Source organism: Streptomyces sp. NPDC001204, assembly GCF_053598035.1.
Window position 1 is genome coordinate 59761 of sequence record NZ_JBSFJL010000025.1, and the last position, 24990, is coordinate 84750.

At 73.7% G+C, this 24990-nt stretch carries 24 protein-coding genes; 18 read left to right on the forward strand and 6 right to left on the reverse strand.

Features of this window, described 5'->3' with window-relative positions:
* Positions 1–6: 6 nt before the first annotated feature.
* Positions 7–1362: a glutamine synthetase family protein gene (locus ACWC91_RS28905; RefSeq protein WP_450641920.1), complete on the reverse strand. Its 1356-nt coding sequence runs from the start codon at positions 1360–1362 to the stop codon at positions 7–9.
* A gap of 342 nt (positions 1363–1704) precedes the next feature.
* On the opposite strand from ACWC91_RS28905, the gene ACWC91_RS28910 reads away from it, so the two are divergent.
* From ACWC91_RS28910 to ACWC91_RS28955, 10 genes are all read left to right on the forward strand, one after another.
* Complete coding sequence (locus ACWC91_RS28910) at positions 1705–1893, forward strand: ferredoxin (protein ID WP_141363829.1); 189 nt, start codon at positions 1705–1707, stop codon at positions 1891–1893.
* Between the two features lie 3 nt (positions 1894–1896).
* Complete coding sequence (locus ACWC91_RS28915) at positions 1897–3105, forward strand: NAD(P)/FAD-dependent oxidoreductase (RefSeq protein ID WP_450641922.1); 1209 nt, start codon at positions 1897–1899, stop codon at positions 3103–3105.
* 12 nt (positions 3106–3117) lie between these two features.
* On the forward strand, positions 3118–3924 hold the full coding sequence (locus tag ACWC91_RS28920; RefSeq protein WP_225080000.1) for an acetoacetate decarboxylase family protein: 807 nt from the start codon (positions 3118–3120) through the stop codon (positions 3922–3924).
* A 34-nt stretch (positions 3925–3958) separates the two neighbouring features.
* Positions 3959–5425, forward strand: coding sequence for an aldehyde dehydrogenase (locus ACWC91_RS28925; RefSeq protein ID WP_450641924.1), 1467 nt, complete (start codon positions 3959–3961; stop codon positions 5423–5425).
* Positions 5418–6353 carry a 3,4-dihydroxyphenylacetate 2,3-dioxygenase gene (locus tag ACWC91_RS28930; protein ID WP_450641926.1) on the forward strand — a complete coding sequence of 312 codons (936 nt, stop codon included), beginning with the start codon at positions 5418–5420 and terminating at the stop codon, positions 6351–6353. The genes ACWC91_RS28925 and ACWC91_RS28930 overlap by 8 nt, the downstream gene beginning before the upstream one ends.
* Positions 6354–6364: 11 nt before the next feature.
* On the forward strand, positions 6365–7210 hold the full coding sequence (locus tag ACWC91_RS28935) for a fumarylacetoacetate hydrolase family protein (protein ID WP_225079997.1): 846 nt from the start codon (positions 6365–6367) through the stop codon (positions 7208–7210).
* Positions 7211–7823: 613 nt separating this feature from the next.
* Positions 7824–8390: a TetR/AcrR family transcriptional regulator gene (locus ACWC91_RS28940; RefSeq protein WP_225080022.1), complete on the forward strand. Its 567-nt coding sequence runs from the start codon at positions 7824–7826 to the stop codon at positions 8388–8390.
* Positions 8391–8560: 170 nt separating this feature from the next.
* A complete protein-coding gene (locus ACWC91_RS28945; RefSeq protein ID WP_450641929.1) occupies positions 8561–10015 on the forward strand; it encodes an APC family permease in 1455 nt (484 codons plus the stop codon).
* A gap of 52 nt (positions 10016–10067) precedes the next feature.
* Positions 10068–11555 carry an aldehyde dehydrogenase gene (locus ACWC91_RS28950; protein ID WP_450641930.1) on the forward strand — a complete coding sequence of 496 codons (1488 nt, stop codon included), beginning with the start codon at positions 10068–10070 and terminating at the stop codon, positions 11553–11555.
* Entirely contained in the window at positions 11552–12268 is a 717-nt protein-coding gene (locus ACWC91_RS28955) for a gamma-glutamyl-gamma-aminobutyrate hydrolase family protein (protein ID WP_450641932.1), read from the forward strand. The genes ACWC91_RS28950 and ACWC91_RS28955 overlap by 4 nt, the downstream gene beginning before the upstream one ends.
* A gap of 39 nt (positions 12269–12307) precedes the next feature.
* Here ACWC91_RS28955 and ACWC91_RS28960 read toward each other — a convergent pair whose 3' ends face one another.
* Both ACWC91_RS28960 and ACWC91_RS28965 read right to left on the reverse strand, forming a co-directional pair.
* Positions 12308–12880, reverse strand: coding sequence for a MarR family winged helix-turn-helix transcriptional regulator (locus ACWC91_RS28960; RefSeq protein ID WP_225079993.1), 573 nt, complete (start codon positions 12878–12880; stop codon positions 12308–12310).
* A gap of 124 nt (positions 12881–13004) precedes the next feature.
* Positions 13005–13574 carry an Rv1733c family protein gene (locus ACWC91_RS28965; RefSeq protein WP_225079992.1) on the reverse strand — a complete coding sequence of 190 codons (570 nt, stop codon included), beginning with the start codon at positions 13572–13574 and terminating at the stop codon, positions 13005–13007.
* A gap of 217 nt (positions 13575–13791) precedes the next feature.
* Between ACWC91_RS28965 and ACWC91_RS28970 the strand changes: the two genes are divergently transcribed.
* Positions 13792–14172: a luciferase domain-containing protein gene (locus ACWC91_RS28970; RefSeq protein WP_225079991.1), complete on the forward strand. Its 381-nt coding sequence runs from the start codon at positions 13792–13794 to the stop codon at positions 14170–14172.
* A gap of 22 nt (positions 14173–14194) precedes the next feature.
* Here ACWC91_RS28970 and ACWC91_RS28975 read toward each other — a convergent pair whose 3' ends face one another.
* Positions 14195–14974 carry a DeoR/GlpR family DNA-binding transcription regulator gene (locus ACWC91_RS28975; protein ID WP_225079990.1) on the reverse strand — a complete coding sequence of 260 codons (780 nt, stop codon included), beginning with the start codon at positions 14972–14974 and terminating at the stop codon, positions 14195–14197.
* 144 nt (positions 14975–15118) lie between these two features.
* On the opposite strand from ACWC91_RS28975, the gene ACWC91_RS28980 reads away from it, so the two are divergent.
* Both ACWC91_RS28980 and ACWC91_RS28985 read left to right on the forward strand, forming a co-directional pair.
* Positions 15119–16000, forward strand: coding sequence for an SIS domain-containing protein (locus ACWC91_RS28980; protein WP_225079989.1), 882 nt, complete (start codon positions 15119–15121; stop codon positions 15998–16000).
* Positions 16001–16038: 38 nt separating this feature from the next.
* The gene (locus ACWC91_RS28985; RefSeq protein ID WP_225079988.1) at positions 16039–16911 is read left to right on the forward strand and encodes a ketose-bisphosphate aldolase; all 873 of its coding nucleotides are present in this window, start codon (positions 16039–16041) and stop codon (positions 16909–16911) included.
* Here ACWC91_RS28985 and ACWC91_RS28990 read toward each other — a convergent pair.
* Entirely contained in the window at positions 16901–18031 is a 1131-nt protein-coding gene (locus ACWC91_RS28990; protein WP_450641948.1) for a methyltransferase, read from the reverse strand. The genes ACWC91_RS28985 and ACWC91_RS28990 overlap by 11 nt on opposite strands.
* Before the next feature lie 68 nt (positions 18032–18099).
* Between ACWC91_RS28990 and ACWC91_RS28995 the strand changes: the two genes are divergently transcribed.
* The 5 genes from ACWC91_RS28995 to ACWC91_RS29015 all read left to right on the forward strand — a co-directional run bounded on the left by ACWC91_RS28995 (position 18100) and on the right by ACWC91_RS29015 (position 23948).
* Positions 18100–18750, forward strand: coding sequence for an alpha-ketoglutarate-dependent dioxygenase AlkB family protein (locus tag ACWC91_RS28995; protein ID WP_225079987.1), 651 nt, complete (start codon positions 18100–18102; stop codon positions 18748–18750).
* Between the two features lie 60 nt (positions 18751–18810).
* A complete protein-coding gene (locus tag ACWC91_RS29000) occupies positions 18811–20049 on the forward strand; it encodes an ROK family protein (protein WP_450641936.1) in 1239 nt (412 codons plus the stop codon).
* A gap of 262 nt (positions 20050–20311) precedes the next feature.
* Positions 20312–20617 (forward strand): SHOCT domain-containing protein, encoded by a 306-nt coding sequence (locus tag ACWC91_RS29005; protein WP_225079985.1) that lies wholly within the window; start codon positions 20312–20314, stop codon positions 20615–20617.
* Entirely contained in the window at positions 20614–21390 is a 777-nt protein-coding gene (locus ACWC91_RS29010) for an ABC transporter ATP-binding protein (RefSeq protein ID WP_450641939.1), read from the forward strand. The genes ACWC91_RS29005 and ACWC91_RS29010 overlap by 4 nt, the downstream gene beginning before the upstream one ends.
* Positions 21387–23948, forward strand: coding sequence for an ABC transporter permease (locus ACWC91_RS29015; RefSeq protein ID WP_376502350.1), 2562 nt, complete (start codon positions 21387–21389; stop codon positions 23946–23948). Before ACWC91_RS29010 ends, ACWC91_RS29015 begins: the two co-directional genes overlap by 4 nt.
* 424 nt (positions 23949–24372) lie before the next feature.
* Here the strand turns inward: ACWC91_RS29015 and ACWC91_RS29020 are convergent, their stop codons facing one another.
* Entirely contained in the window at positions 24373–24924 is a 552-nt protein-coding gene (locus ACWC91_RS29020) for an ATP-binding protein (RefSeq protein ID WP_225079982.1), read from the reverse strand.
* Positions 24925–24990: the final 66 nt, after the last annotated feature.

Genomic DNA, 24990 nt, shown 5'->3' on the forward strand with positions numbered 1-24990 from the left:
GTTCGGTCAGAGGTGGTAGGCGTATTCGGTGAACTCCCAGTCGGTGACGTGCCGTCCGAAGCGTTCGACCTCGTCGCGCTTGTAGGTGAGGTAGGAGGCGGTGAAGTCCTTGCCGAGGACGTCGGTCAGCGCGGTGTCCGCCTCCAGGGCGTCCAGCGCGGCGGACAGGGTGGCCGGGAGCATGGCTGACCGGTCGGTGTCGTAGCCGTATCCGTCCAGTGGGGCGGGTGGTTCCTCGCCGGCCAGGACGCCGAGCAGGGCGGCGGCCACGGTCCCGGCGATGAGCAGGTAGGGGTTGGCGCCGGCGTCGCCGAGGCGCAGTTCGAGCCGGGAGCCGGCGCCCCGCTCGGGCGGGACGCGGACCATGGCGCTGCGGTTGTCCAGGCCCCAGTCGATCAGCCAGGGGGCGAGGGTGTCCGGGCCGAAGCGCTTGTAGGAGTTGACCGTCGGATTGGCCAGCGCGGCGAGCGCGGGCGCGTGGGCGAGGATGCCGGCGACGGCGTGCCGGGCGGTCGCGGACAGGCCGTACGGCGCCGCCGGGTCGTCGAAGACGTTGGCGCCGTCGTCGTCCTCGCAGGACAGGTGCAGATGGAAGCCGGAGCCTCCCGCGTCGTTGAACGGCTTGGCCATGAAGGTGGCCAGGCGTCCCTCCTTGCGGGCGAGTTCCTTGACCGCCGACTTGAAGCGGAAGGCCCGGTCGGCGGCCGACAGCGCCTCCGAGTGGGTCAGGTTGATCTCGAACTGGCCCCCGTCGAACTCGTGGTTCCCGCTGCTCACGCCGAGGTCGGCGGCGCGCAGCAGGCGCAGGGTGCGCAGCAGGTGGTTGTCGTCGTCGGCGCGCAGGCCCGCGGTGTAGACGACGCCCCGGGCGTCGCTGTAGCGGCGCCAGCCGCGCGGGGAGCCGGGCGCGGGCTCACAGAGGAAGTACTCCAGCTCGGGGCCGATCACCGGGTGCAGTCCGTGCCCGCGGCAGCGGTCGAGGACGGCGCGGAGCAGGTCGCGGGGTGACTCGGGGGCGGGCAGCCCGGTGGCGGGGTCGGTGACGTCGCCCAGGCAGCTCGCCACGCCGGGTTCCCAGGGCAGGGACACGAGGGTGTCGAGGTCCGGTCGTACGCAGATGTCGGGCAGCCCCGCGTCCAGGCCGCCGGCGACCGGGACGACGTCGCCCTGCGGGCTGGTGTGGTAGACGGCGCGGCAGAAGGCCAGTCCGTGGTCGCAGGCCGAGGGCAGGTGCTCCAGCAGGACGTCGCGGGCGCGGTCGGTGCCGATGAGGTCGGGATAGGTCACGCGGACCACGTCGACGCCCTCGGCGGCGAGCCGGTCCTGGTGCCGGCGGACGGATGGGGAGTCGGATGCGCTCACCGGAGTCTCCTCTGGGGAATGTGGGGCGCTTCCCAGGCCGGAGCGGGCGCTGGGAGAGGGAAGAGGGGCGGCGCCGCACTGCGGGGAGGAGCAGGGGCCGCTCAACGTTTGGTGCCAAACGGTATGGACCCCTGTCACCTCGCCGCAAGAGGTTGGCCGCAAAATTTATCCATCCGGATAGCTATTGACCAGGGTCCGGCCGCTTCCTATGTTGTTTGACGCCAAACGAGTTCGGGGTGCGGTGTCACCCACCCCGTTGGCCGGGGCCCGGCCGCATCCGGTCCGGGCCCCATTCCCTCCCAGCTCCCCCGCCCGACGCCCTCAGCACCAGGAGGACCGGCCATGAAGGTCGTCGTCGACATGAACAAGTGCCAGGACCACGGTCAGTGTGTCTTCGCCGCCCCCGACGTCTTCAGCTTCGACGACACCGGCCGTCTGGCCTACGTCGGCGACCCCGACGACGCGCTGCGCGACGAGGTCGAGGAGGCCGCCGACGTCTGTCCGCTCCAGGCCATCCGGATCGAGGACTGAGCCGTGAGCGCACCCGTCGTCGTGGCCGGCGCCTCCATGGCCGGTCTGCGCGCCGCCGAGCAGCTCCGGGCCGCCGGATACCCCGGCCCGATCACCCTGGTCGGCGAGGAACCCCACACGCCCTACAACCGGCCGCCGCTGTCCAAGGAGGTCCTGGCCGGCAAGGCGGCCTTCGAGTCGCTGGCCTTCAGACCTCGTGCCGCCGTCGCCGACGCCGAATGGCGCCTGGGCTCCAGGGTCGTCGCCGCCGACCTCGACCGTCGCCTGGTCGAACTCGACGACGGCGAGACCCTCTCCTACGCCGGACTCGTCGTCGCCACCGGGATGCGGCCCCGCCGCCTGCGCTGCCCCGGACCCCTGCGCGGAAGGCACACCGTCCGAACCATCGACGACGCCCGCGAGCTGCGCGCGGCCCTGACCCGCCCGGGCGCCCGGGTGGTCGTGGTGGGCGCGGGCTTCATCGGCTGCGAGGTCGCCGCCACCGCCGTCGCCCTCGGCGCCGCCGAGGTGACCGTCGTGGACCCGCTGCCCCTGCCCATGGCCGCACCGCTCGGCGAACTGCTCGCCGGGGCCCTGCGGAAACGGCACGAGGAACGCGGAGTGCGCTTCGCGCTCGGCACCGGCGTGGCCGGCTTCGAGGGCGCGGACCAGGTCACCGGCGTGCTGCTCGGCGACGGGACCGTGCTCCCCGCGGACGTCGTGGTGGAGTCGGTCGGATCGGTCGCCAACACCGAGTGGCTCGACGGCAACGGCCTCGACCTCACCGACGGGGTGCTCACCGACGAGCACCTGCGCGTCGGTTCACGCCCCGACGTGGTGGCCGTCGGCGACGTCGCCCGCTTCCCCAACGCCCGCTACGACGGCGTACCCCGCCGCGTCGAGCACTGGTCGATCCCCACCGACACCGCCAAGCACGCCGCCCGCGTGCTCGCCGCCCACCTCGACGGCACCGACGCCGGCCTCGACGCGTTCGCGCCGCTACCCGCCTTCTGGAGCGACCAGCACGACTTCCGCCTCCAGTCCTTCGGCGCGCCCGGGCTCGGCCTCGGCGACGTACGGATCCTCGACGGCGACCCGGAGGGGGACGTGCTCGTCGGCTACCACACCGGCGGCCGCCTGGTCGGCGTCGTCGCCCTCGGCGGTCGGGCCGCGGCGGCCGCCGCCGCCCGCCACCGCGCGGAACTGCTCAAGCTGCCCGCCCTCACCGTGTAAGGAACGCCTGCCATGACCACCGTCCGCGGATTCTTCCACCCCAAGACGGCGACGGGCGCCTCGTCGCTGATCCCCTCCCCGCCGTGGCACTACTCCGGCGACCTGCTCACCGTCGAGTACCGCACCGACCCGGCACGCGTGCGCGAACTGCTGCCCGAGCCGCTGGAACTCGCCGACGAGGACCCCGGCGCCGTGGCGCTGATCTGGGCCGACTGGCAGTCCTGCGCCGCTTCCGGCGAAGAGCTGCTCGACCCGGTGCGCGCCCAGTACAAGGAGGCCTTCGCCGTCGTCCGCTGCAAGTACCGCGGGCAGACGTACACGCGGTGCGTCCACATCTGGGTCGACAAGGACTTCGCCATCGCCCGCGGGCTGCACCAGGGCTACCCGAAGAAGTTCGGCTCCATCCACCAGACCCGCCCGCACCCCTACGGACCGGCCCCGCGGATCGAGGCGGGCGCCCGCTTCGGCGCGACGCTCGCCGCCGCCGACCGCCGTATCGCCCAGGCCGTGGTCACCCTGCGCGAGCCGTCCGACACCAACGGCTTCGTCAACGGCCACCCCATGGCCCACCACCGCTGGCTGCCGTCCGTCGAGAAGGGCAAGGGCCTCGCCCTGGACGAGCTGATCGAGTCCGGCGCCGCCTCCTTCGAGGGCGGGCAGCCGTGGATCGGCGACGCCGATCTGGAGCTGTTCGAGGCGCCCACCGAGGAACTGGCCCGGCTGGAGGTGCGCGAGCCCATCGCCGCGTACTACCGCCAGGTCGGCGTGGTGTGGGACGGCGGCCGCCTGCTGGAGTCCGGCACGTCCGGAGCCGAGTGACGCACCCGCAGACGAGACACCCTGGAGACCGGACATGACCGACACCCACACCATCACCGTCGCCTCAGTCGCCGTCGACACCCAGCACTGGATCGGCGGCGAACGCGTCGCCTCCGCGGGCACCTTCACCGACGTCTCGCCCATCGACGGCGCCGCGCTCGGCGAGATCTCCCGCGGTACCGCGAGCGAGGCCGCCGCGGCCGTGGCCGCCGCCAAGGCCGCCTTCCCCGCCTGGGCCGCCACCCCGCCCGCCGAACGCGCCCGCCTCCTGCACGCCATCGCCGACGGCGTGGAGAAGCGGCTCGAAGAACTCGCGATCGTCGAGACCACCGACAACGGCGCCCTGCTGCGCTCCCACCGCCGCGGTGTCATGCCGCGCGTCGCGCACAACTTCCGCTTCTTCGCCGACCGGCTGCTCCAGCTCGGCCACGAGGAATTCGAGACGCGCGGCCACACCAACCACGTCAGCTGGGACCCGGCCGGCCCCTGCGTGCTGATCACCCCGTGGAACGCGCCGCTGATGCTGGCCACCTGGAAGGTCGCCCCGGCCCTCGCCGCCGGCAACACGGTGATCCTGAAGCCCGCCGAGTGGTCCCCGCTGACCGCCTCGCTGCTCGCCGACATCGCCGCCGAGGCCGGGCTCCCGGCCGGCGTCCTCAACGTCGTCCAGGGCCTCGGCTCGGAGATCGGCGACGTGCTCACCTCGCATCCGGACGTGCGCCGGATCAGCTTCACGGGCTCCGTCCCGACGGCCAGGCGCATCTCCGCGTCGGCCGCCGCGAACCTCACCCCGCTCAGCCTCGAACTCGGCGGCAAGTCCCCGCTGCTGGTGTTCGCCGACGCCGACCTCGACCTCGCCGTGGACCTCGCGGTGGAGCAGTACGACAACGCCGGCCAGGTCTGCCTGGCGGGCACCCGGCTGCTGGTGGAGGAGTCGATCGCCGAGGAGTTCACCCGGCGCTTCACGGAGAAGGCCTCCCGGCTGGTGCAGGGCGACCCGCGCGACGAGGCCACCGACATCGGCCCCAACATCCACCCCCGCCAGCTGGAGAAGATCGACGGCTTCGTGCGGCGGGCGGTCGCGGCCGGGGCCCGGGCCGTCATCGGCGGCCACCGGAAGGACGACCGGTTCTACGCGCCGACGCTGCTGACCGACGTCGCCCAGGACTCGGAGATCGTGCAGGAGGAGGTCTTCGGCCCCGTGCTGACCCTCCAGACCTTCGGCACTGAGGAAGAGGCCGTCCGCCTCGCCAACGACACCCGCTTCGGCCTGGCCGCCACCCTCGCCACCGGCGACCACCAGCGCGCCGAACGCGTCACCGCGCGGCTCGTCGCCGGCACCGTCTGGGTCAACTGCTTCTTCGTCCGCGACCTCCAGGCCCCCTTCGGCGGCTCCCGCCACTCCGGCGTCGGCCGGGAGGGCGGCGACTGGAGCTTCGACTTCTACTGCGACCTGAAGAACACCGTCACCGCCCCGGAGGGATGGAAGGACCATGGGTGAGATCGTCGGGGCGGGGCTGCTCGCCCACGTCCCCACCGTCGTGCTGCCGAAGGCGACCCGGCTGGAGCTGAACGAGGGCAAGGAGATCACCCTCGTCACCGGCCTTCAGCAGCTGCGCGAGGACGTCTTCGCACGTGATGACGCACACGCATACGACACCGTGGTCGTGCTGGACTCCCACTGGGCGACCACCGTCGAGTTCGTCGTCACCGCCCAGCACCGGCGCGCGGGCCTGTTCACCTCCGAGGAGCTGCCGCGCGGCATGTGCCGGATGCCCTTCGACTTCCCCGGCGACCCCGAACTCGCGCACAACATCGCCTCGTTCGCCGGCAAGCACGGCACCTGGATCACGGCGATCGACGACGAGTACCTGCCGATCTACTACGCCACCATCAATCTGTGGAAGTACCTCGGCGAGGGACTGCCCGGCAAGCGGTGGGTGACCATCGGCGTCTGCCAGACCGGCGACATGGAGGACCACCTGCGCCTCGGCCGCGCCCTCGCCGACGGCATCGCCGCCACCCCCGGCCGCCGGGTCCTGCTCATCGCCTCCGGTGCCCTGTCGCACACCTTCTGGCCGCTGCGCGAGCTGCGCGACCACGAGGCCAGCGACCCGGCCCACATCTTCACGGCCGAGGCCCGCGAGGCGGACCACGAGCGCATCGCCTGGTTCAAGGAGGGCCGCCACGACAGGGTCCTCGACACCATGGACGAGTTCTGGAAGTACAAGCCCGAGGCGAAGTTCTTCCACTACCTGATGATGGCCGGCGCGCTCGGCGAGCGGGCCTGCGTCGCCAGGGCCCGCCAGTACGGCGAGTACGAGAACTCCATCGGCACCGGCCAGGTCCACCTGTGGTTCGACCGCCCGGCCGAGGGCTGGACCGGCAGCGGTCTGCCCACGTCCACCGCATCGCACCCGACCGCCTAGAAAGGCCCCTCATGCCCGAGTACCGCCGCATCCTGCTCGACGGTGCCGCCGTCCAGGTCACCGTCGACGGGGACGAGCTGGTCGCCGGGGACGGCCGCCGCGTCAAGACCGACGACGCGCGGCACCTGCCCCCGGTGGTTCCCTCCAAGGTGATCGCCGTCCACCTCAACCACCGCAGCCGGGTGGACGAGTTCCGGATCGGCCTGCCCGACACCCCGACGTACTTCCACAAGCCGACCTCCGCCCTCAACTCCCACAAGGGCGCGATCGTGCGCCCCGAGGGCTGCAAGTGGCTCAACTACGAGGGCGAGGTCGCCATCGTCATCGGCAGGACGGCGCGCAACATCTCGCCGGCCGAGGCGGGGGAGTACATCGCCGGGTACACGGTCGCCAACGACTACGGCCTGCACGACTTCCGCGACACCGACGCCGGTTCCATGCTGCGCGTCAAGGGCTCCGACACCCTCTGCCCGCTCGGCCCCGGCCTGGTCACCGACTGGGACTTCCACGGCAAGCGGCTGCGGACCTACGTCAACGGCGAGGTCGTCCAGGACGGTTCGACCGACGAGATGACCTGGGACATGCACTACCTGGTCGCGGACATCGCCCGCACCATCACCCTTTACCCCGGTGACGTGCTGCTCTCCGGCACCCCCGCCAACTCGCGTCCCGTCCGGCCGGGCGACGTCGTCGAGGTCGAGGTCGAGGGACTGGGCCGGCTCACCAACCACGTCGTCACCGGTCCGGCCCCGATCCGGACCGACGTCGGCGCCCAGCCCACCGAGTCCGAGGAGGTGCTGTCCACCGCGCTCGGCGGCGACTGGGAATTCCGTGGCATCCGTCCACCGCGCCGCTGAGCGGCCCGTGGTCGATAGGGTCGGTGCCATGACCGAGCCCGGACACCCCGCGAAGCGTGGCGAGCCTGCGGCGCCCGGGGCACCCGGAGCACCCGTGGAGAGCACTGATCCCACGGCTCCCGGCGGCCCCGCCGCCCCTGCGCCCACCGCGGGGACGGGGGTGCCCGCCGGGTCCGCGGTGGGCGCGGGGACGCGTACGCCCGCCGGGTCGGGCGAGCCGGGCGGGTCGGGCGAGTCGGGGGATTCTGCGGTCCCTCGCGGACCGGTCGGGCCGGTGGGGGCCGCCGGCGTTGTGCGTGCCGCCGGGGCTGTCGACTCCGGCGGGTCCGGGGATGCTTCGGTCCCTGGCGCGTCATCCGGGTCGGCGGGGTCGTCCACCGGGGCTGTGGCTGCCGCCAAGTCCGGCGAGGCCGCCGAGCCCGGTGGGCCGGGAGAGCCCGCGGGCCTTCCAGAGCCTGCCGCCTCCGCGGCCCCCGTGGGGCCGGTGGAACCCGGACCGTCCGCGGACGAACCTCATGGGTCGGCGGAGCCCGGTGACGCCGGTGGGCCGGACGGGGCCGTCGGATCCGGCGCGCCCGCCGACGCCGGTCCCGGTCGGCGGTCGCGCAAGCGGGTGCGGAACTACGGGGCCGGCCGGGACGCGCTGCTCGACGCCGCCGTGCGGGTGGTGGCCCGCGGCGGGCTGCGCAAGCTGACCTACCGGGCCGTGGCGCAGGAGGCCGGGGTCACGCACGGGCTCGTCGTGCACCACTTCGGCTCGCGCGACGCCCTGATCGAGGAGGCGCTCGCCCATGCCGTGCGCTCCTCCCTGAACAGCAGCGCGCTCGAACCCGGCACGGGCAGGGTCGCGGACTTCTCCGCCGGGCTGTCGGACATGGTGGAGTCCGGCCCGGACCTCCAGGCCTTCCAGTACGAGTTGCTGCTGGAGGCGCGCCGCCGTCCCGAGCTCATGCCGCACCTGCGCGCCCTGTACGAGGAGTATTTCGGCGCCACCCGGCGGGAGCTGTCCCAGATGCTCGCCCGGCCGGTCGACCGGGGCCTGTACCGGCTGGTCTTCGCGGCCCTGGAGGGCCTGGTCCTGCACCAGCTCGTGTTCGGCGAGCGCGAGGTCACCGAAGAGGCCCTCGCCCGGCTGCGCGAACTGCTCGGGCAGCTCGCCGTCGAGCCTGACGAGGCCTGACCCGTACGCCGCACCGGCGCGGCCGGGACCGCAGGCCAAGCCGGCGTGGGAATCGCCGATCCGCACGGATTCCCCGCCCTCACCCCCTTGTCAAACGGATAGTTCCGCCCTCACGATGAGGCAACTCGTTTGGCCTGAAACGACCCTCCTTTCTCTGGCAGGTGATCCGAGTGGACAGTCAGACGGCCTCCGCGGAGCGGACCGTACGGGACACATCCACCGCAGCCACGCTCAAGCCCAATGCGCTGGGCGTTTTGGGCATCCTCTTCTTCGTCCTGTCCGCGCAGGCCCCCCTGACCGGGATCGCCGGGGCGGCCCCGATCTCCGTAGCCATCGGCAACGGAGCCGGCACACCCGCCGCCTATGTGCTCGCGGGCGCCATGATCCTGCTGTTCTCGGTCGGCTTCGTCGCCATGGGACGGCACGTCGTCGACGCCGGCGCCTTCTACACCTACATCGGCACCGGGCTCGGCCGTACCGCCGGAGCCGGCAGCGCGGGCCTCGCCCTGTTCTCGTACTGCGTCATCCAGGCGGCCATGTACGGGCTGTACGGCTCCATCGTCAGCGGACTGGTCGCCCACCACACCGGCCTGGACCTGCCGTGGTGGGTCTGGGCGCTGGCCACCATGGCCGTGGTGAAGGTGCTCGGGGCCGCCGGCATCGAGATGGGCGCCCGCGTACTGGCCGTCTTCGTCACCGCCGAGTTCAGCATCCTGCTGGTGTTCGGACTCGTCATGCTGTTCAAGGGCGGCGGGCCCGAGGGGCTCGGCGTGACCGACAGCTTCTCGCCGTCCGCGGCACTCCGGGGCGCACCCGGGGTCGCCGTGATGTTCGCCGTCGCCTCCATGTTCGGCTTCGAGGCCACCGCGATCTACGGCGAGGAGGCGCGCGACCCCAGCAGAACCGTCCCGCGGGCCACCTACCTGTCCGTGCTCGTGGTCACCGGCTTCTTCGCGCTGACCTCCTGGATGCTGATCTCCGCCTACGGTGCCTCGAAGGCGTCGGCGGCCGCGGGCGAGGCGCTGGCGAGCGGGGACTCCACCGGCTTCGTCTTCGCGCCGATCGCCGCGGAGTTCGGCGGCTGGGTGAACCAGGTGCTGCCGATCCTGCTCGCCACCTCCCTGTTCGCGGGCATCCTCACCTTCCACAACTCCGCCAACCGCTACCTGTTCTCGCTCGGCCGCGACGGGCTGCTGCCGCCGGGCCTGTGCAGGCTCAACTCCCGCCACGCGCCCGCGGCCGCCGGCTGGGTGCAGACCGTGGTCGCCGTGGCCCTGGTCGTCCCGTTCGCGCTGACCGGCAAGGACCCGGTGCTGACCCTCTTCTCCTGGTTCAGCGGGGTGGCCGTCCTGGCGATGATGCTGCTCTACCTGCTGACCTCGGTGTCGGTGGTCGTCTTCTTCCGCCGCGAGCGCCTGGACAGCCGGGTGTGGAACACGCTCGTCGCCCCGGTGCTGGGCGTGCTGGGCCTGGCGGGCGCGATCTGGCTGATCCTCGCCAACTTCACGACCCTGATCGGCGGTTCGACCGGCACGGCCGTGTGCCTCACCCTCCTGGTGCCGGCGGTACTGGCGCTCGGCGCGGTCAACGAACGGGTCGGGCGACGGCGCGCGCCGACGCCGTAACCCCCTCACCCACCCTGAAACGACGCACGATCAACGTGGTCTGGAGGACCGCATGTCCGCTGTCACCCACGACGAATGGCTCCACCGGGCCAAGGAGTTCCAGCCCCCTCGCGCGCACCACATCGACGGCGCCGAGGAGGCCGGCGACGGCGCCTTCCGGGTGGTCTCGCCCCGGAATGGCCAGGTGCTGACCGAGGTCGCCGACGCCGGCCCCGCCGAGGTCGACGCCGCCGTGGCCGCCGCTCGCCGTGCCTTCGACAGCGGACCGTGGCCGCGGTGGGCGCCCGCCGACCGCGGCCGGGTCCTCCTGCGCATCGCCGATCTCCTCCAGGAGCGGCGCACGGAGCTCGCCCTCGCCGTGAGCCTGGAGATGGGCAAGCCGATCAGCGACGCCCACGACATCGAACTGCGCGCCGTGATCAACACCTTCCGCTGGTACGGGCAGCTCGCCGACAAGCTCACGGACGAGTCCCCGCACACGGCCGCGGACGCGCTCGCCCTGGTCACCCGGGAGCCGGCCGGCGTGGTCGGGGCGGTGGTGCCCTGGAACTTCCCCCTCACGCTCGCCGGCTGGAAGGTCGCCCCCGCGCTGGCGGCCGGCTGCACCGTCGTACTGAAGCCCTCGGAGAACGCGCCGCTGTCCGCGCTGCTGCTCGCCCGGATCGCCACCGAGGCAGGGCTGCCGCCCGGGGTGCTCAACGTGGTGAACGGCGACGGGCCGGTGGCCGGGCGGGCCCTCGGCCTCCACCCGGACGTCGACGTGCTGGCGTTCACCGGTTCCACGGCCGTCGGCCGCCACTTCCTGCGCTACTCCGCCGACTCCAACCTCAAGCGGGTCTGGCTGGAGCTCGGCGGCAAGTCGCCGAACATCGTCCTGCCCGACGCCCCCGACCTGGCGAGGGCCGCCGCCACCGCCGCCTGGGGCATCTTCTTCAACCAGGGCGAGATGTGCACCGCGCCCTCCCGGCTGCTGGTGCACTCCTCGATCGCCGAGGAGGTCACCGACGCGGTCGTGGCGCGGGCGCGAGAGCTGCGGGTGGGCGACCCCCTGGACCCCGCCACCGAGATGGGCGCCCTGGTCGGCGAGGCCCACCTGGGCCGTGTGCTGGACCACGTCCGGCAGGGCGCCGGCGACGGGGCCCGCCTGCGCACCGGCGGCCGGCGCATCCTGGCGGAGACCGGCGGCGTCTACGCCGAGCCCACCGTCTTCGACCGCGTCGACCCGCGCAGCCGGCTCGCCCGCGAGGAGATCTTCGGCCCGGTCCTGTCCGTGCTGACCTTCGACGGGATCGACGAGGCGGTCGCGCTCGCCAACGCCACCGAGTACGGCCTCGCCGCCGGCCTGTGGACCTCCGACCTGTCCACCGCGCACCGCGTCTCCCGCGCCCTGAGGGCCGGCACCGTCTGGGTCAACTGCTACGAGGAGGGAGACCTCACCGTCCCCTTCGGCGGCATGAAGCAGTCGGGCAACGGCCGGGACAAGTCCGTCCACGCCCTGGAGAAGTACACGGAGCTGAAGACCACCTGGATCCAGCTGTGAGCCGAAACCCCGTGCGTCCCCTGATCGCGGTCCCCGCCCGTTTCTCCGCCACCACCTCCGCACTGCGCTTCGCCGCCGAGGTCAACGCCCGCGCCCTGGTCGAGGCGGTGTGGCGGGCCGGCGGCGAACCGGCCACCGTCCATCCGGCGGACCCCGCAGGGCACGACGTCGCCGCGCGGCTCGCCCGCTTCGACGGCGTACTGCTGCCCGGCGGCGGCGACCTCGCGCCGCACCGGTACGGCGCCGCCGACGCCCACGACAGCGTGTACGACGTCGACGGCCTCCAGGACGCCTTCGACCTGGAGGTGGCCCGCCGGGCCCTGGGGTCCGGACTGCCGCTGCTGGCGATCTGCCGCGGTCTCCAGGTGGTCAACACCGTGCTGGGCGGCACGCTGCACCAGGACATGGGCGGCCCCGGCCAGGACCACCGGCACGTCCGGCACCCCGTGTCCCTCGCCCCCGGTTCGGCGCTGGCCCGGATCACCCGTGCCGACAAGGTGGAGGCCTCCTGCTACCACCACCAGCACATCGACCGGCTCGGCGAGGGCCTTACGGTCACCGCCCGGGCCGCCGACGGCACCGTGGAGGGCGTGGAGCGCGTGGACGGCACGGGCTGGTTCGCGGCCGTGCAGTGGCATCCCGAGGACACCGCGCACGAGGATCCGGCGCAGCAGCGCCTGTTCGACGCGCTGGTGGGGGCGGCCCGTGCCTGAGTGCCCCGGGGCACCAGAGGCGGCGCGGAACCTGGCGGGTCAGCCCTTGGCGCGGCGCCCGCTGCGGCGCGGCGCCGGGTCCGCGCCGTCCAGCAGCGACCGGCGGCGTTCCTCGCCGTGCTCCTCGACCTGGAGGACGACGCGCCTCAGCATCTCCGCCAGACCCCGGCACTCCTCGCCGCTCAACCGCGAGGTGACGAAGGCCTCTTCCTCGTTGAACTCCGGAAAGACCCGGCTCATGAACTCCTCGCCCTCGGCGGTCAGCGAGAGCAGGACGAGCCGGCCGTCGGTGGGGTGCCCGGCGCGGCGCAGCAGCCCGCGCGACTCCAGCGTGCGGGAGACGCCCGTCAGGGTGCCCTTGGAGATGCCGGCCTCCTCGGCCACGTGCCGGGTCTCCGACTCGCCCCACACCCAGACCACCCACAGCACGACGAACGCGGTCCAGGTCAGGTCCGAGCCGCGCAGCACCGAGTTCTCCAGGTGCTGGCGGACCGCGGAGGCGGCCCGGTAGATGTTGGCGACCGCCGCCATCTGCTCCCGGCGCACGCGGATGCCACCGAGCTTGGCCTGCGCGAGCTTCTCCGCCTCGGTGATGGAACGGTGGCCGGGCACGGGCACTCCCTCGCTCTGATCGCCGGGACCGGGGGGCCGGTGCCGCCCGCCCGGTCATTCGGGCTCAAAGTGTACGGCGATCAGTTCCGGGGAGAGGCGCCCCTCCCTGGTGCGCGACCCGTCCTCAGCCCGTCTTCCAGCCCCAGGGCGTGTCGACGCGCGCCCACTCCTCGTCCCACTGGGCGAAGCGCCGGCGGTCGAGCCGGATCCTGGCCAGCTTGGCACCGCCGAAGACGACGCCCACGGCGGTCGAACCCGCCCAGAGCCCGCCCAGGGTCGTCTGGAAGGCGATGTCGGCCCGTGAGGCGGGCGGCGGGACCAGCGCCTGCCCGTTCGTCCACACCGTGACGTGGGCGCCGGGTGTCGCGGAGACCGGGACCCTGGTCCGGCCCGTGTGCGCCGAGCCGTAGGCGTCCGTCCAGCGGACCGTCCCCCAGCCCAGGGAACTGCTCACCGGCCGGATCCCCCCGCGGGCCGCCTCCTGCGTCACCACGGCCGGCGCCGGGTGGGTCTCGGCGCGGACCCGGTCCGCCGCCCGCTGCATCGCGCCCGCCGTCAGCACGCCCGCGAGGACACCGCCGACCACGGCGAGGACCCAGGCGACGAGCAGGATCCACGCCTCCACCACGTCGCTGGTCCGCCTGAGCGGATTGCGCCGCCATCGCCACAGCCACACTCCCGCACGACGTGTCACCTTCGACACCCCCTCGTGAGCATCGACGGCCCCCACTGACCAGTGTGCCCCCAGGTGCGATCCAAGGCTTCCGGGGAGCCCGGCAAGGGGGGCCGGTGCCGGGGGGACGGCCGTCCCCGGGCATGGACCACCGGTCCGCGCCGGACCTTCGGACACGGAACGGTTAAGGCTTTCTCACGGGGCCGTTGCCATACGGTGAGCGCGCCATGATGGGACCATGACGCTCGCCGCGCGCGCTCTCGCCCAGCTGGCAACCTGGCCCGATCTCACGGAGGCGGTGCCGAGCTGCGGCAGCGGGCAGGCGCTCAGCTCGGCGGGCGGGGAGATCGCCCACTTCCACTCCGGCCGGGACGTCGACCTCCACCTGACCGCCCGGGCGATCCGCCGCCTGGAGGGCGACCTGCGGCGCTTCGCCGCGGTCCGCGTGGTGCCGGGCTCCTCGTGGGTGACCCTCCGCCTCGACGCCTCGGCCGACGTGGATCTGCTGATGAGCCTGATGAGCGTGGCGCTCAAGGCCCACCAGGGACCGCCGGACGACGGCCGGACCATCCCCTGCGGCTGCAACGACGTCCGCGGTGTGGGCTTCGTGCGGATATGACATGGCGGCGGGACGGGCGACGTCAGACGGCCAGCACCCGCAGGCCCGCCTCCTCGAACGCGCGGACCGTCTCCGGCCCCGCCGCCGCGTCCGTGACCAGGGTGTCCACCGACTCGGCCGAGCAGATGCGGGCGAAGGCCCGTTGGCCGAGCTTGCTGGAGTCGGCGGCCACGACGACGCGCTCGGCGCGCTCGCACAGCAGCCGGTTGACGGCGGCCTCGGCCTCGTCGTGTGCCGCCGCGCCGTGCGCGACGTCGAAGCCGACCACTCCGAGCACCGCCACGTCGAGCGTGACCTGACTCAGCACCCCGTCCGCCAGCGGCCCGATGAGCTCGTACGACTGCGGCCGTGCGACCCCTCCGGTCAGCACGATCTTGAACTGGGGCCTGACGGCGAGCTCGTTGGCGATGTTGAGCGCGTTGGTCACCACGGTCAGCGCGGGGGAGCCGGACGCGAGGTCGGCGCGCACCGCCAGGGCGCGGGCCACCTCCGTGGTGGTGGTGCCGCCCGTCAGGCCCACCGCCTCGCCGGGCGCCAGGAGATCCGCGACGGCCTTGGCGATGCGCTGCTTCTCGGAGGCATGGCGTGCGGTCTTGTAGCGCAGCGGCAGCTCGTAGGAGACGCCGTGCACCACGGCGCCGCCCCGGGTGCGGACCAGCATCTGCTGCTCGGCGAGCTGGTCGAAGTCCCGCCGGATCGTCGCGGCCGACACCCCCAGTCCGGCCGCCGCCTCCTCGACGTCCAGCCGGCCGCGCTCGACGAGCAGCTCCAGCAGCGCCTTCCAGCGGGCGTCGCGTGACATCCGCCTCCTCCGTTCCCTGGGTTCTCCGTGACCTTAGCGCACTCGGCATTCCTCCGAATGCTTGATTTTGCTTGAAACTCGACGATATCTTGCACAAACACGCATCACGTCAACGCGTGTCTGTGTCGAGCAGGAGGAGGGGCCATGAGCCATGTCGAGGACGAGCTGACCAGTCAGCCCGAGTGCTGGGCCCGCGTCGCGGCCGACGTCGCCGTCCACGGCCGGGCGCTGCCGGCCCGGGGCGAGCGGGTCGCCATCGTCGGCTGCGGCACGTCGTACTTCATGGCCCAGGCCGCCGCCGCGCTGCGCGAGGGCTCGGGGCAGGGGGAGACGGACGCCTTCGCCGCCTCGGAGTTCCCCCACGACCGCTCCTACGACCGGGTCCTCGCCCTCACCCGCTCCGGCACCACCACAGAAGTACTCGACGTGCTGGGGGAGTTGAAGGGACGCACCCGCACGACGGCGGTCACCGCCGACCCCCGGACCCCCGTGATGGACGCGGCCGACGAGGTCGTGGTCCTCGACTTCGCCGACGAACGCTCCGTGGTGCAGACCCGGTTCGCGACCACCGCCCTCACCCTGCTGCGCGCCCACCTCGGACTGCACACCGACGAGGTCGTCGTCGACGCCCGCACCGCCCTGTCCGCTCCGCTGCCCGAACGGCTCGTCGCCTGCACGCAGTTCACCTTCCTGGGCCGGGGCTGGACCGTCGGACTGGCCAACGAGGCCGGACTGAAGATGCGCGAGGCCTCGCTGTCCTGGACCGAGGCCTACCCGGCGATGGAGTACCGGCACGGCCCGATCAGCGTCACCACCGACGGAACGGCCACCTGGATGCTCGGCCGGGCACCGGAAGGACTCGCCGAACAGGTCCGCGCCACAGGCGCGTTGTGGATCGAGAGTGAACTCGACCCGCTTGCCGAGCTGATCCGCGCCCAGCGGCTCGCCGTCGCCGTCGCCGCGGCCCGCGGACTCGACCCGGACCAGCCCCGCCACCTCACCCGCTCGGTGATCCTCGCTCCCTGACACCCCGTCACCCGATCCGGCACCGGAAAGGACAGACCGTGCCGCTTGCAGTCACCGGCGAGCTGGTCGCCCACGCGGCCGCCGCGCGCTCCGCAGTCGCCGCCTTCAACATCATCACGCTGGAACACGTCGAGGCCGTCGTCGCAGGGGCCGAGGCGGCCGGCACGCCCGTCGTCCTCCAGGTCAGCGAGAACGCCGTCATGTTCCGCTACGGACGGCTGATGCCACTCGCCCGCGCCGCCGCCGCGGCGGCCGAACGCGCCACCGTACCCGTCGCGTTGCACCTCGACCACGTGCAGAGCGACGACCTGCTGCGCCAGGCGGCCGACGCCGGCTTCAGCTCCGTCATGTACGACGCCTCCCGGCTGCCGTACGCGCAGAACCTCGCCGCGACCAGCGCCGCCGCGGCCTGGGCTCACGCCCAAGGGCTGTGGATCGAGGCCGAGCTGGGTGAGGTCGGCGGCAAGAACGGCGCGCCGCCGCTGGACGCCCACGCTCCCGGCGCGCGCACCGACCCCGCCGAGGCCCACGCGTTCGTCACCGGCTCCGGGGTGGACGCCCTGGCCGTGGCCGTCGGCAGTACCCATGCCATGACCGAGCGCACCGCCGCCCTCGACCACGACCTCATCAAGCGACTCGCCGGAGCGCTGGACGTGCCGCTCGTCCTGCACGGCTCCTCCGGCGTCCCCGACGGCGAACTGAGCGCCGCCGTCACCGGGGGCATCGCCAAGGTCAACGTCGGCACCGCCCTCAACATCGCGATGACCGCCGCGATCCGCGACTTCCTCGCGGCCCACCCGGAGGCGGTCGACTCCCGCAAGTACCTCAGCGTGGGCCGCGAGGCGATGGTGGGGGAGGTGGAGCGGCTCATCGGCGTGATCGGCTCACGCCGTACGGCGCCTACCTCTTGACGGCCCGCAGCACCACGAACTTCGGGTCGCTCGCGACGAGCCGGCTGTTGCCGAACAGCCGGCGCAGCTTGACGTGGTAGCCGAGGTGGCGGTTGCCGATCACCCACAGCTCGCCGCCGGGGCGCAGCGCGCGCCGCGCCCCGGTGAACATCCGCCAGGCCGTCGCGTCCGTGGTCGCCTGGTGCGAGTGGAAGGGCGGGTTGTTCAGCACCAGGTCCACGCTGCCGGCCGGCACCCCGGCCAGCGCGTCGCCGACGCGGAACTCGGCCTGCCCCGGCACGCCGTTCGCCTTGTAGGTCCCCTCCGCGGAGGCCACGGCCTGGAACGACTCGTCCGTGAACAGCACCTCGGCGCCGGGGTTCGCCAGCGCCAGCGCCGTACCGACGACGCCGTTGCCGCAGCCCAGGTCCACCACCCGGCGGCCGTCGCCGTCCGGGAGGTGACGCAGGAAGAACCGGGTGCCGATGTCGAGCCGGTCGGCGCAGAAGACACCCGCGTGGTTGACGACGGTCCGCCGGGAGGCGGCACCGATGCCGGCGGGCAGGGTGTAGGTGTGCGGCCACGGGTTCGCGGGCCGCTCCAGGGAGGGGTCCGGCGTACAGAGGATCAGGCGGGCCTTGCGCCGCGCGAGCGAGGTCCGGGTGGGTCCGAGGATCCGCTCGAACAGCGTCAGCGTGGAGGTGTGGATCTCCTTCACCATCCCGGTGCCGACGACGACCGTGCCCTCGTGCACCGCGGGCGCCAGGCGCAGCAACTGGTCCTCCAGCAGCGCCAGGCTCTTGGGCACGCGCACAAGCAGCACGTCGATCCGGCCCGGCGGGGGATCCTGCGTGGTCAGCAGGCGCACCGCGCCGGGCTCCGCGCCGTGCCGGGCGAGGTTCGCGCGGGTCGCCTCCTGCGTGAGGAAGGAGTCGGTGATCTGCGCCGGCCGGTGCGCGGCCAGCGCCGTGACCAGGGCGCCCCAGCGGTCGCCGACGACCACGACGGTCCCGGACAGGTCGGTCCCCTGCTCGTCGAGGTGCCCCAGCAGGTACTCGTCGGCGGTGTCCCAGGCCCGCAGCCGGTCACGCGGGTCCTGCGGGAACCGGGCGAGCTCCAGCTCGCCCCAAGGTGTGGTCATACGGTCGTTCATGGCTCGTCAAGGCTAGCGGAGCCGCAGCTCACGCCGTGTCCGGCAGGATGGGAAGCATGGACGCCGAGCTGTTCCCGCGCGACCGCAGGCAGATCGCGCCGGGTGCCGTGCACCTGCCGGACTGGCTGGATCCGGCCCGGCAGCGCGCGCTGCTCGCCGCCTGCCGGGAGTGGGCCCGCCCGCCGGCCGGCCTGCGCACGGTGCGGACTCCCGGCGGCGGCACGATGACCGCCCGGCAGGTCTGCCTGGGCCGGCACTGGTTCCCGTACGGCTACGCCGATACCGCCGTCGACGGCGACGGAGCCCCGGTCAAGCCGTTCCCGGCGTGGCTGGACGAGCTGGCCCGCGGCGCGGTGACCGACGCGCTGGGCCCCGGCGCGGCCGGCCCGGCGCCGTACGACATCGCCCTGATCAACTTCTACGACGCCGAGGCGCACATGGGCATGCACCGCGACAGCGACGAGAGGTCCGCAGCGCCGGTGGTGTCGCTGAGCCTCGGCGACACGTGCGTGTTCCGCTTCGGCAACACCGGGACCCGCACCCGGCCCTGGACCGACGTCGAACTGCGCAGCGGAGACCTGTTCGTGTTCGGCGGGCCGTCCCGCCTCGCGTACCACGGGGTGCCGCGCGTCCATCCGGGCACGGCACCAGCCGAGTTGGGGCTGACCGGCCGGCTGAACCTCACCCTCAGGGTGAGCGGCCTCTAGCGCGGCCCGCCGGACGAGTCGCTGGTCACCGGATGTACGGATCATGGGAGACTCGCCCCCATGAGCGGCAAGGCGGACCCCCGGACGGCGGGGGAAGGGAGCACCTCCAGGACCCGGCTGGACCGGGGGCGCGGCGCGCTCGGGCCCGCGTTGGAGCTCGTGCACACCGGGCGCGCCCCGACCCGCGCGGTCCTCACCGCCGAGCTGGGCGTGACCCGGGCGACGGCCGGCGCGGTGGCCGCCGAACTGGAGGCGCTGGGCCTGATCCGGGTGGACGCCCGGCCCGGCGCGGCGGCCGGTTCCCAGGGTCGGCCCTCGCACCGCCTGGCGGTCGCCGAGGACGGGCCCGTCGCCCTCGCCGCGCAGGTGCACGCCGACGGATTCCGCGCCGCCCTGGTCGGTCTCGGCGGCCGGATCGTGGCGACCGCGCCCGGCCGCGGGACCGTCGACGCCGACCCGGCCGAAGTGCTCGGCTCCGTCGTCGAGGCCGGCGCGGACCTGCTCCGCACGACCGGCCTGCACTGCGTCGGCGCCGGACTCGCCGTGCCGTCCGCGGTCGCCGAGCCGGAGGGCCTCGCCCTCAACCCGCTCCATCTGGCCTGGCCCGCCGGAGCACCGGTGCGGCGCATCTTCGCGCAGTGCGTGCGCGCGGCCGGGATCACCGGACCGGCCTTCGCCGCCAACGACGTCAACCTCGCCGCGCTCGCCGAGCACCGGCACGGTGCCGGGCGCGGCGCCCGCGACCTGCTGTGCGTGGCGACCGGGCACCGGGGCGTGGGCGGCGCGCTGGTCCTCGACGGGCGGCTGCACACGGGCAGTTCGGGCCTGGCGCTGGAGGTCGGCCACCTCACCGTCAACCCCGAGGGCCGTCCCTGCCACTGCGGCAGCCGCGGCTGCCTGGACGTCGAGACGGACCCGCTGGCGTTCCTCACCACCGCGGGCCGCGAACCGGGCCCCGAGGTGTCCCTGCTGCGACAGGCCGAGGACCTGATCCGCGACCAGTACGACGACCCGGCCGTCCACGGGGCCGTCGAAACCCTCGTCGACCGCCTGGGTCTGGGCCTGGCAGGCCTGGTGAACATCCTCAACCCGGACCGGATCATCCTCGGCGGCCTGCACCGCACCCTGCTCGACGCCGCCCCCGACCGCCTGCGCGCCGTCGTCGCCGACCGCAGCCTGTGGGGCCAGAGCGGCGTCGTCCCGATCCTCTCCTGCACCCTCGACCACAACAGCCTGGTCGGCGCGGCCGAACTGGCCTGGCAGCCGGTCCTGGACGACCCGCTGGCAGCCCTGACCTGACCCGGCCCCCGGCGCCCCCGTACTTCCCGCGCGGTAGCCCGCGGCTCCCCGCCCGCCGGACCGCGGGCCCGCGCCGGATCCGTCCCGCGATCCGGGGCAGGCCGCACGGAGCAGCCGCGGCACGCCCCCGTACTCCCCGGGAGGTAGCCGCACTGCCGCTGGCCGTACGACGACCCGGAGCCCCTCCCCGAGCCACTGTCGACGCAGCAACGGAGAACTCTCCGCAGCCTCTCGGCAGACCCCTCAAGGGAGATGAACCAAGATGCAGACCCTGGCGAACTGGGACGGCGGCCCCGGGCCGTGGATCCTCTTCTTCCCGCTGTTCTGGGCGGCCCTCGTCGTCGGCGCCGTCACCCTCCTGCGCCGTACCGCCCGGCGCGGCCGCGGCGCCCCCTGGCGCGGCATGGACACCGGGCCCTGGCGCGGCCCGGACGGGCGCCCCGCCGCCGACTCGCCGCTCGCCGTGCTCGGCCGCCGCTTCGCCTCCGGCGAGATCGACGAGGACGAGTACTGGCGCCGGCTGTCGGTGCTGGAGGAGCAGTTCGGCCGCACCGGCGGTGCCCGATGACCACCACGCCCGCCTCCACCGCCTCTTCCACCACATCCGCCACCAGGACGGCCGCGCGGGTCGTCGACGCCGTGAAGGTCCACGGCGCCGGCGACACCGCCGTACGGGCCCTGGACGGCGTGAGCGTCGGCTTCCCGGCCGGGCGCTTCACCGCGATCATGGGGCCCTCGGGCTCCGGAAAGTCCACCCTGATGCACTGCGCGGCCGGGCTCGACACGCTCACCTCCGGCAGCGCGTTCATCGGCGACACCGAACTGGGCGGTCTCGACGACCGCCGGCTGACCCTGCTGCGCCGCGACCGCGTCGGCTTCGTCTTCCAGGCGTTCAACCTGGTGCCGACCCTGACCGTCGCCGAGAACATCACGCTGCCCCTCGATCTGGCGGGCCGGCCGGGCGACCCCGAGTGGATCGACGCGCTGGTCGAGGTCGTCGGCCTGCGCGACCGCCTGCACCACCGGCCCGCCGAACTCTCCGGCGGACAGCAGCAACGCGTCGCGGTGGCCCGCGCGTTCGCCGCCCGCCCGGACGTCGTCTTCGCCGACGAGCCCACCGGCAACCTCGACTCACGCTCCGGCCAGGAGGTGCTCGGCCTGCTCGGCCGCGCGGTGCGGCAGACGGACCGCACGGTCGTCATGGTCACCCACGACCCGGTCGCCGCCGCCCACGCCGACGAGGTGCTCTTCCTCGCCGACGGACGCCTGGTCGACCGCATGGAGTCCCCGACCGCCGACCGGGTCCTGGACCGGATGAAGGCCTTCGAGGTGCGGACGTGAACGCCTCCCTCCGCCTCAGCCTCTCCTCCCTGCGAGCCCACCGGCGGCGCTTCGCCGGCACCTTCCTCGCCGTGTTCCTCGGCGTCGCCTTCCTGGCCGGGACCCTGGTCATGGGCGACACCCTGCGCGCCAGTTTCGACTCCATGTTCGGCAAGGCGACCGACGGCACGGACGCCGTCGTCCGCAGCGCCGGCGTCATCACCGCGGCCGGTGAGGGCCAGGGCGTACGCCGGCCGGTGAACACCGCGCTGGTGAGGACCATCGAGCGGCTCCCCGGTGTCGCGGCCGCCGCCCCGGACATCCAGGGCGCGGGCCAGCTCCTGGGCCGCGACGGCGAGCCCATCGGCGGCCAGGGCCCGCCCACCCTCGCCGGCAACTGGATCACCGACCCGAAGCTCAATCCGTACCGGCTCGCCGAGGGGCGCGCCCCCGCGAAGTCCGGCGAGGCCGTCGTCAACCGCGGCGCCGCGAAGAAGGGCGGCCTGCGGATCGGCGACACCACGACGCTGCGCACCCCCGACCCCGTCGAGGTGACGGTCGTGGGACTGGCGACCTTCGGCGGCGAGGACGGCATGGCGCAGGTGACCTTCACCGGACTGACCCAGGCCGACGCCGAGAAGTACCTGACCGCGCGGCCCGGGGAGGCGGCGAGCATCGAGGTCCGGGCCGGACCCGGGGTGAGCCAGGCCGAGCTGGTGCGGCGGCTGACTCCCGTACTGCCCAAGGGCGTCGAGGCGGTCACCGGCCAGGAGGCCGCGCGGGAGAACACCGACATGGTCTCCAGCCAGTTCCTGACCGTCTTCACCACGTTCCTGCTGGTGTTCTCGGGCGTGGCGCTGCTGGTGGCGACCTTCTCCATCCACAACACGTTCGCGATCGTCGTCGCCCAGCGCACCCGCGAGAACGCGCTGCTGCGCGCTCTGGGCGCCTCCCGCCGGCAGGTCACCGCCGCCACCCTCGTGGAGGCGAGCGCCGTCGCCCTGACCGCGTCCGCCGCCGGGCTGGCGGGCGGCATCGGGATCGCCGCCGGGCTCCAGGCGCTGTTCCCGGCGATCGGATTCCCCTTCCCGGAGGGCAGCCTGGTCGTCCGGCCGCTGTCGATGGCACTGCCACTGGTGGTCGGTGTCGTGGTCTGCCTCGGCTCCGCGCTGACGCCCGCCGTACGGGCGGGCCGCACCGCGCCCATGGCCGCGTTGCGCGAGACGGCCGTCGACACCTCCGGCGCCTCCCGCCCGCGCGCCGTGGCGGGAGCGGTCCTCGCGGCGACGGCCGTCGCCGCGACCCTCGCCGGTGTCCTGGTCTCCCCGTCCGTATGGGCGGCCGGAGTCGGCGCCGTCCTCGCCCTGGCCGCCTTCGTGGTGCTCGGCCCGGTCGCCTCCGCCACCGCCGTACGCCTGCTCGGCAGCCCCCTCGGCCGGTTGCGCGGCATCACCGGCGGTCTGGCCCGGCGCAACGCGCTGCGCAGCCCGAAGCGCACCGCGGCCACCGCGAGCGCGCTGATGATCGGGGTCGCCGTGGTGTCGCTGTTCACGGTCTTCGGCGCCTCGCTGAAGGCCACCATGGACCAGACCGTCTCCCGGTCCTTCGCGGGCGACCTCGCCGTGAGCACCCCGTCCTTCGGAGCCGGCGGCAGCGGCCTGAGCCCCCGGCTGGCCGGGGCGATCCAGCGGCTGCCCGAGGTGGACACGGCCGTCGGACTCGGCCGGGGCGTCGCCGAGGTCGACGGCGAGGGGAGGGCCCTGACCGTCACCGACCCGGTCGCGCTCGCCCGGACCTTCGACCTCGGAACCGTGGACGGCTCCCTGAACGGCCTGGGCACCGACGGCCTCGCCGTCACCCGCGACGAGGCCGACCGCCGGGGCCTGACGACGGGGGACCGGGCACGGCTCACCTTCACCGACGGCACCACGCGGACCTTCACCGTCCGCGCGGTCTACGGCCGGTCCGAACTCGCCGGCGACTACGTCGTCAGCCGCTCCGCCTGGGCTCCGCACCGCACCCAGGACTCCGACAGGCTCGTCGCCGTCTCCCTACGGCCCGGCGTGAGCGCGGAGGCGGGCAAGGCAGCCGTCGAACGGGTCGCCGCCCGGTACGGCGACCCGCAGGTGCAGACCCGCGACGAGTACGCGCAGTCCTCGGCGGCCGGGATCGACATGATGCTCACCCTGGTCTACGCGCTGCTCGCCCTCGCGGTGTTCATCGCGCTCCTCGGCATCGCCAACACCCTCACCCTGGCGATCCACGAGCGGACCCGCGAACTCGGCCTGCTCAGGGCCGTCGGCCAGACCCGGTCCCAGCTGCGGGCCATGGTCCGCTGGGAATCGGTCCTGGTCGCCGCGTTCGGCACGGCCGGCGGACTCGCCCTGGGCGCCTTCCTCGGCTGGGTGCTGGTGAAGGCGTCCGACGGCGAGAGCGGCACCGCGTTCGCCTTCGCGGTACCGCCGGCGCAACTGCTCGTGGTGGCACTGGTGGGGATCGCGGCGGGCGGGCTCGCGGGGCTGCGCCCGGCCCGGCGCGCCGCCCGCCTGGACGTGCTGAGGGCCATCGCCACGGAGTGAGCACCGGGGCCGGGGGCCGGGGTCAGTGCGACTCCGGCTCCCGGCGGTCACCGTGGGATTCCGGCCCCGGCGGTTACTGCGACTCCGGCCCCGGCGCTTACCGGCCCGTCGGTCACCGCCAGGCTCGGCACACCACCGGGCGGTGACCGGACGGCAACCCGGTCACCGCCCAGGACCTGTCACCGCCCAGGACCCGTCATGCCCTACGGCCCGTCACGGCCTACGGCCCGTCATGCCCTACGGTCCGTCGCGGCCTACGGTCCGTCATGCCCTACGGTCCGTCATGCCCTACGGTCCGTCATGCCCTACGGTCCGTCTACGGTCCGTCATGCCCTACGGCCCGTCATGCCCTACGGCCCGTCACGGCCTACGGCCCGTCACCGCCCCGGCCGCCCCCCTCGTCAGCCGACCACGGCGGACGCGGTCAACCGACGACGGCGGAGCCGGCCGGAGCGTGGACCGGCCGGACGGGCCGGACGCCGTCGAGCGCGGAGGCGGCCTCGGCCAAGCGGCGCGCCGACCGCTCCGCGGTCACGAGCGCCGGTGCCCGGGCCGGCACCGCGACCCAGGGGGCGGCGGTCGGCAGGGTGAACCAGACGACCTTGCCCTGCTCGCCGTCCGGCCGCGCGCCCCAGCTCTCGCTCATCGCGGCCACCATCGCCAGCCCCCGCCCTTCGGTGGCCAGCGGCGCGATGTCACCCATCTTCTCCACCACGGGGAGCCGAGGGTCGTGGTCGCGCACGGAGACCGTGAGCCGCTCCAGCAGCAGTTCGAGCTCCACGGTGCACAGCTTGTCGGGCCGGGCGTGCCGGTGGACGTTGGTCAACAGCTCCGTCACACCGAGCGCGGCCCGGTCTATCAGAGGGTCCAGATGCCAGTAGCGCAAGTGCGCCGATACGATTCTGCGGACTTGGCCGATCCGCGACGGCAGGGCTTGGAGCTCCACCGTGCAGTGCCTGCTCGGGTGACTGATCACGGCTGCGACTCCCCGACGTTGAGGTCCGGAAGAACACGACGTTTCGGATGCAGCAGGACGCCTGCG

Coding starts and splice junctions, on each gene's coding strand:
- ACWC91_RS28910 (WP_141363829.1), top strand. CDS start 1,705: ATGAAGGTCGTCGTCGACATGAACAAGTGCCAGGACCACGGTCAGTGT.
- ACWC91_RS28920 (WP_225080000.1), top strand. CDS start 3,118: ATGACCACCGTCCGCGGATTCTTCCACCCCAAGACGGCGACGGGCGCC.
- ACWC91_RS28925 (WP_450641924.1), top strand. CDS start 3,959: ATGACCGACACCCACACCATCACCGTCGCCTCAGTCGCCGTCGACACC.
- ACWC91_RS28930 (WP_450641926.1), top strand. CDS start 5,418: ATGGGTGAGATCGTCGGGGCGGGGCTGCTCGCCCACGTCCCCACCGTC.
- ACWC91_RS28935 (WP_225079997.1), top strand. CDS start 6,365: ATGCCCGAGTACCGCCGCATCCTGCTCGACGGTGCCGCCGTCCAGGTC.
- ACWC91_RS28950 (WP_450641930.1), top strand. CDS start 10,068: ATGTCCGCTGTCACCCACGACGAATGGCTCCACCGGGCCAAGGAGTTC.
- ACWC91_RS28970 (WP_225079991.1), top strand. CDS start 13,792: ATGACGCTCGCCGCGCGCGCTCTCGCCCAGCTGGCAACCTGGCCCGAT.
- ACWC91_RS28975 (WP_225079990.1), bottom strand. CDS start 14,974: ATGTCACGCGACGCCCGCTGGAAGGCGCTGCTGGAGCTGCTCGTCGAG.
- ACWC91_RS28980 (WP_225079989.1), top strand. CDS start 15,119: ATGAGCCATGTCGAGGACGAGCTGACCAGTCAGCCCGAGTGCTGGGCC.
- ACWC91_RS28990 (WP_450641948.1), bottom strand. CDS start 18,031: ATGACCACACCTTGGGGCGAGCTGGAGCTCGCCCGGTTCCCGCAGGAC.
- ACWC91_RS28995 (WP_225079987.1), top strand. CDS start 18,100: ATGGACGCCGAGCTGTTCCCGCGCGACCGCAGGCAGATCGCGCCGGGT.
- ACWC91_RS29000 (WP_450641936.1), top strand. CDS start 18,811: ATGAGCGGCAAGGCGGACCCCCGGACGGCGGGGGAAGGGAGCACCTCC.
- ACWC91_RS29005 (WP_225079985.1), top strand. CDS start 20,312: ATGCAGACCCTGGCGAACTGGGACGGCGGCCCCGGGCCGTGGATCCTC.
- ACWC91_RS29010 (WP_450641939.1), top strand. CDS start 20,614: ATGACCACCACGCCCGCCTCCACCGCCTCTTCCACCACATCCGCCACC.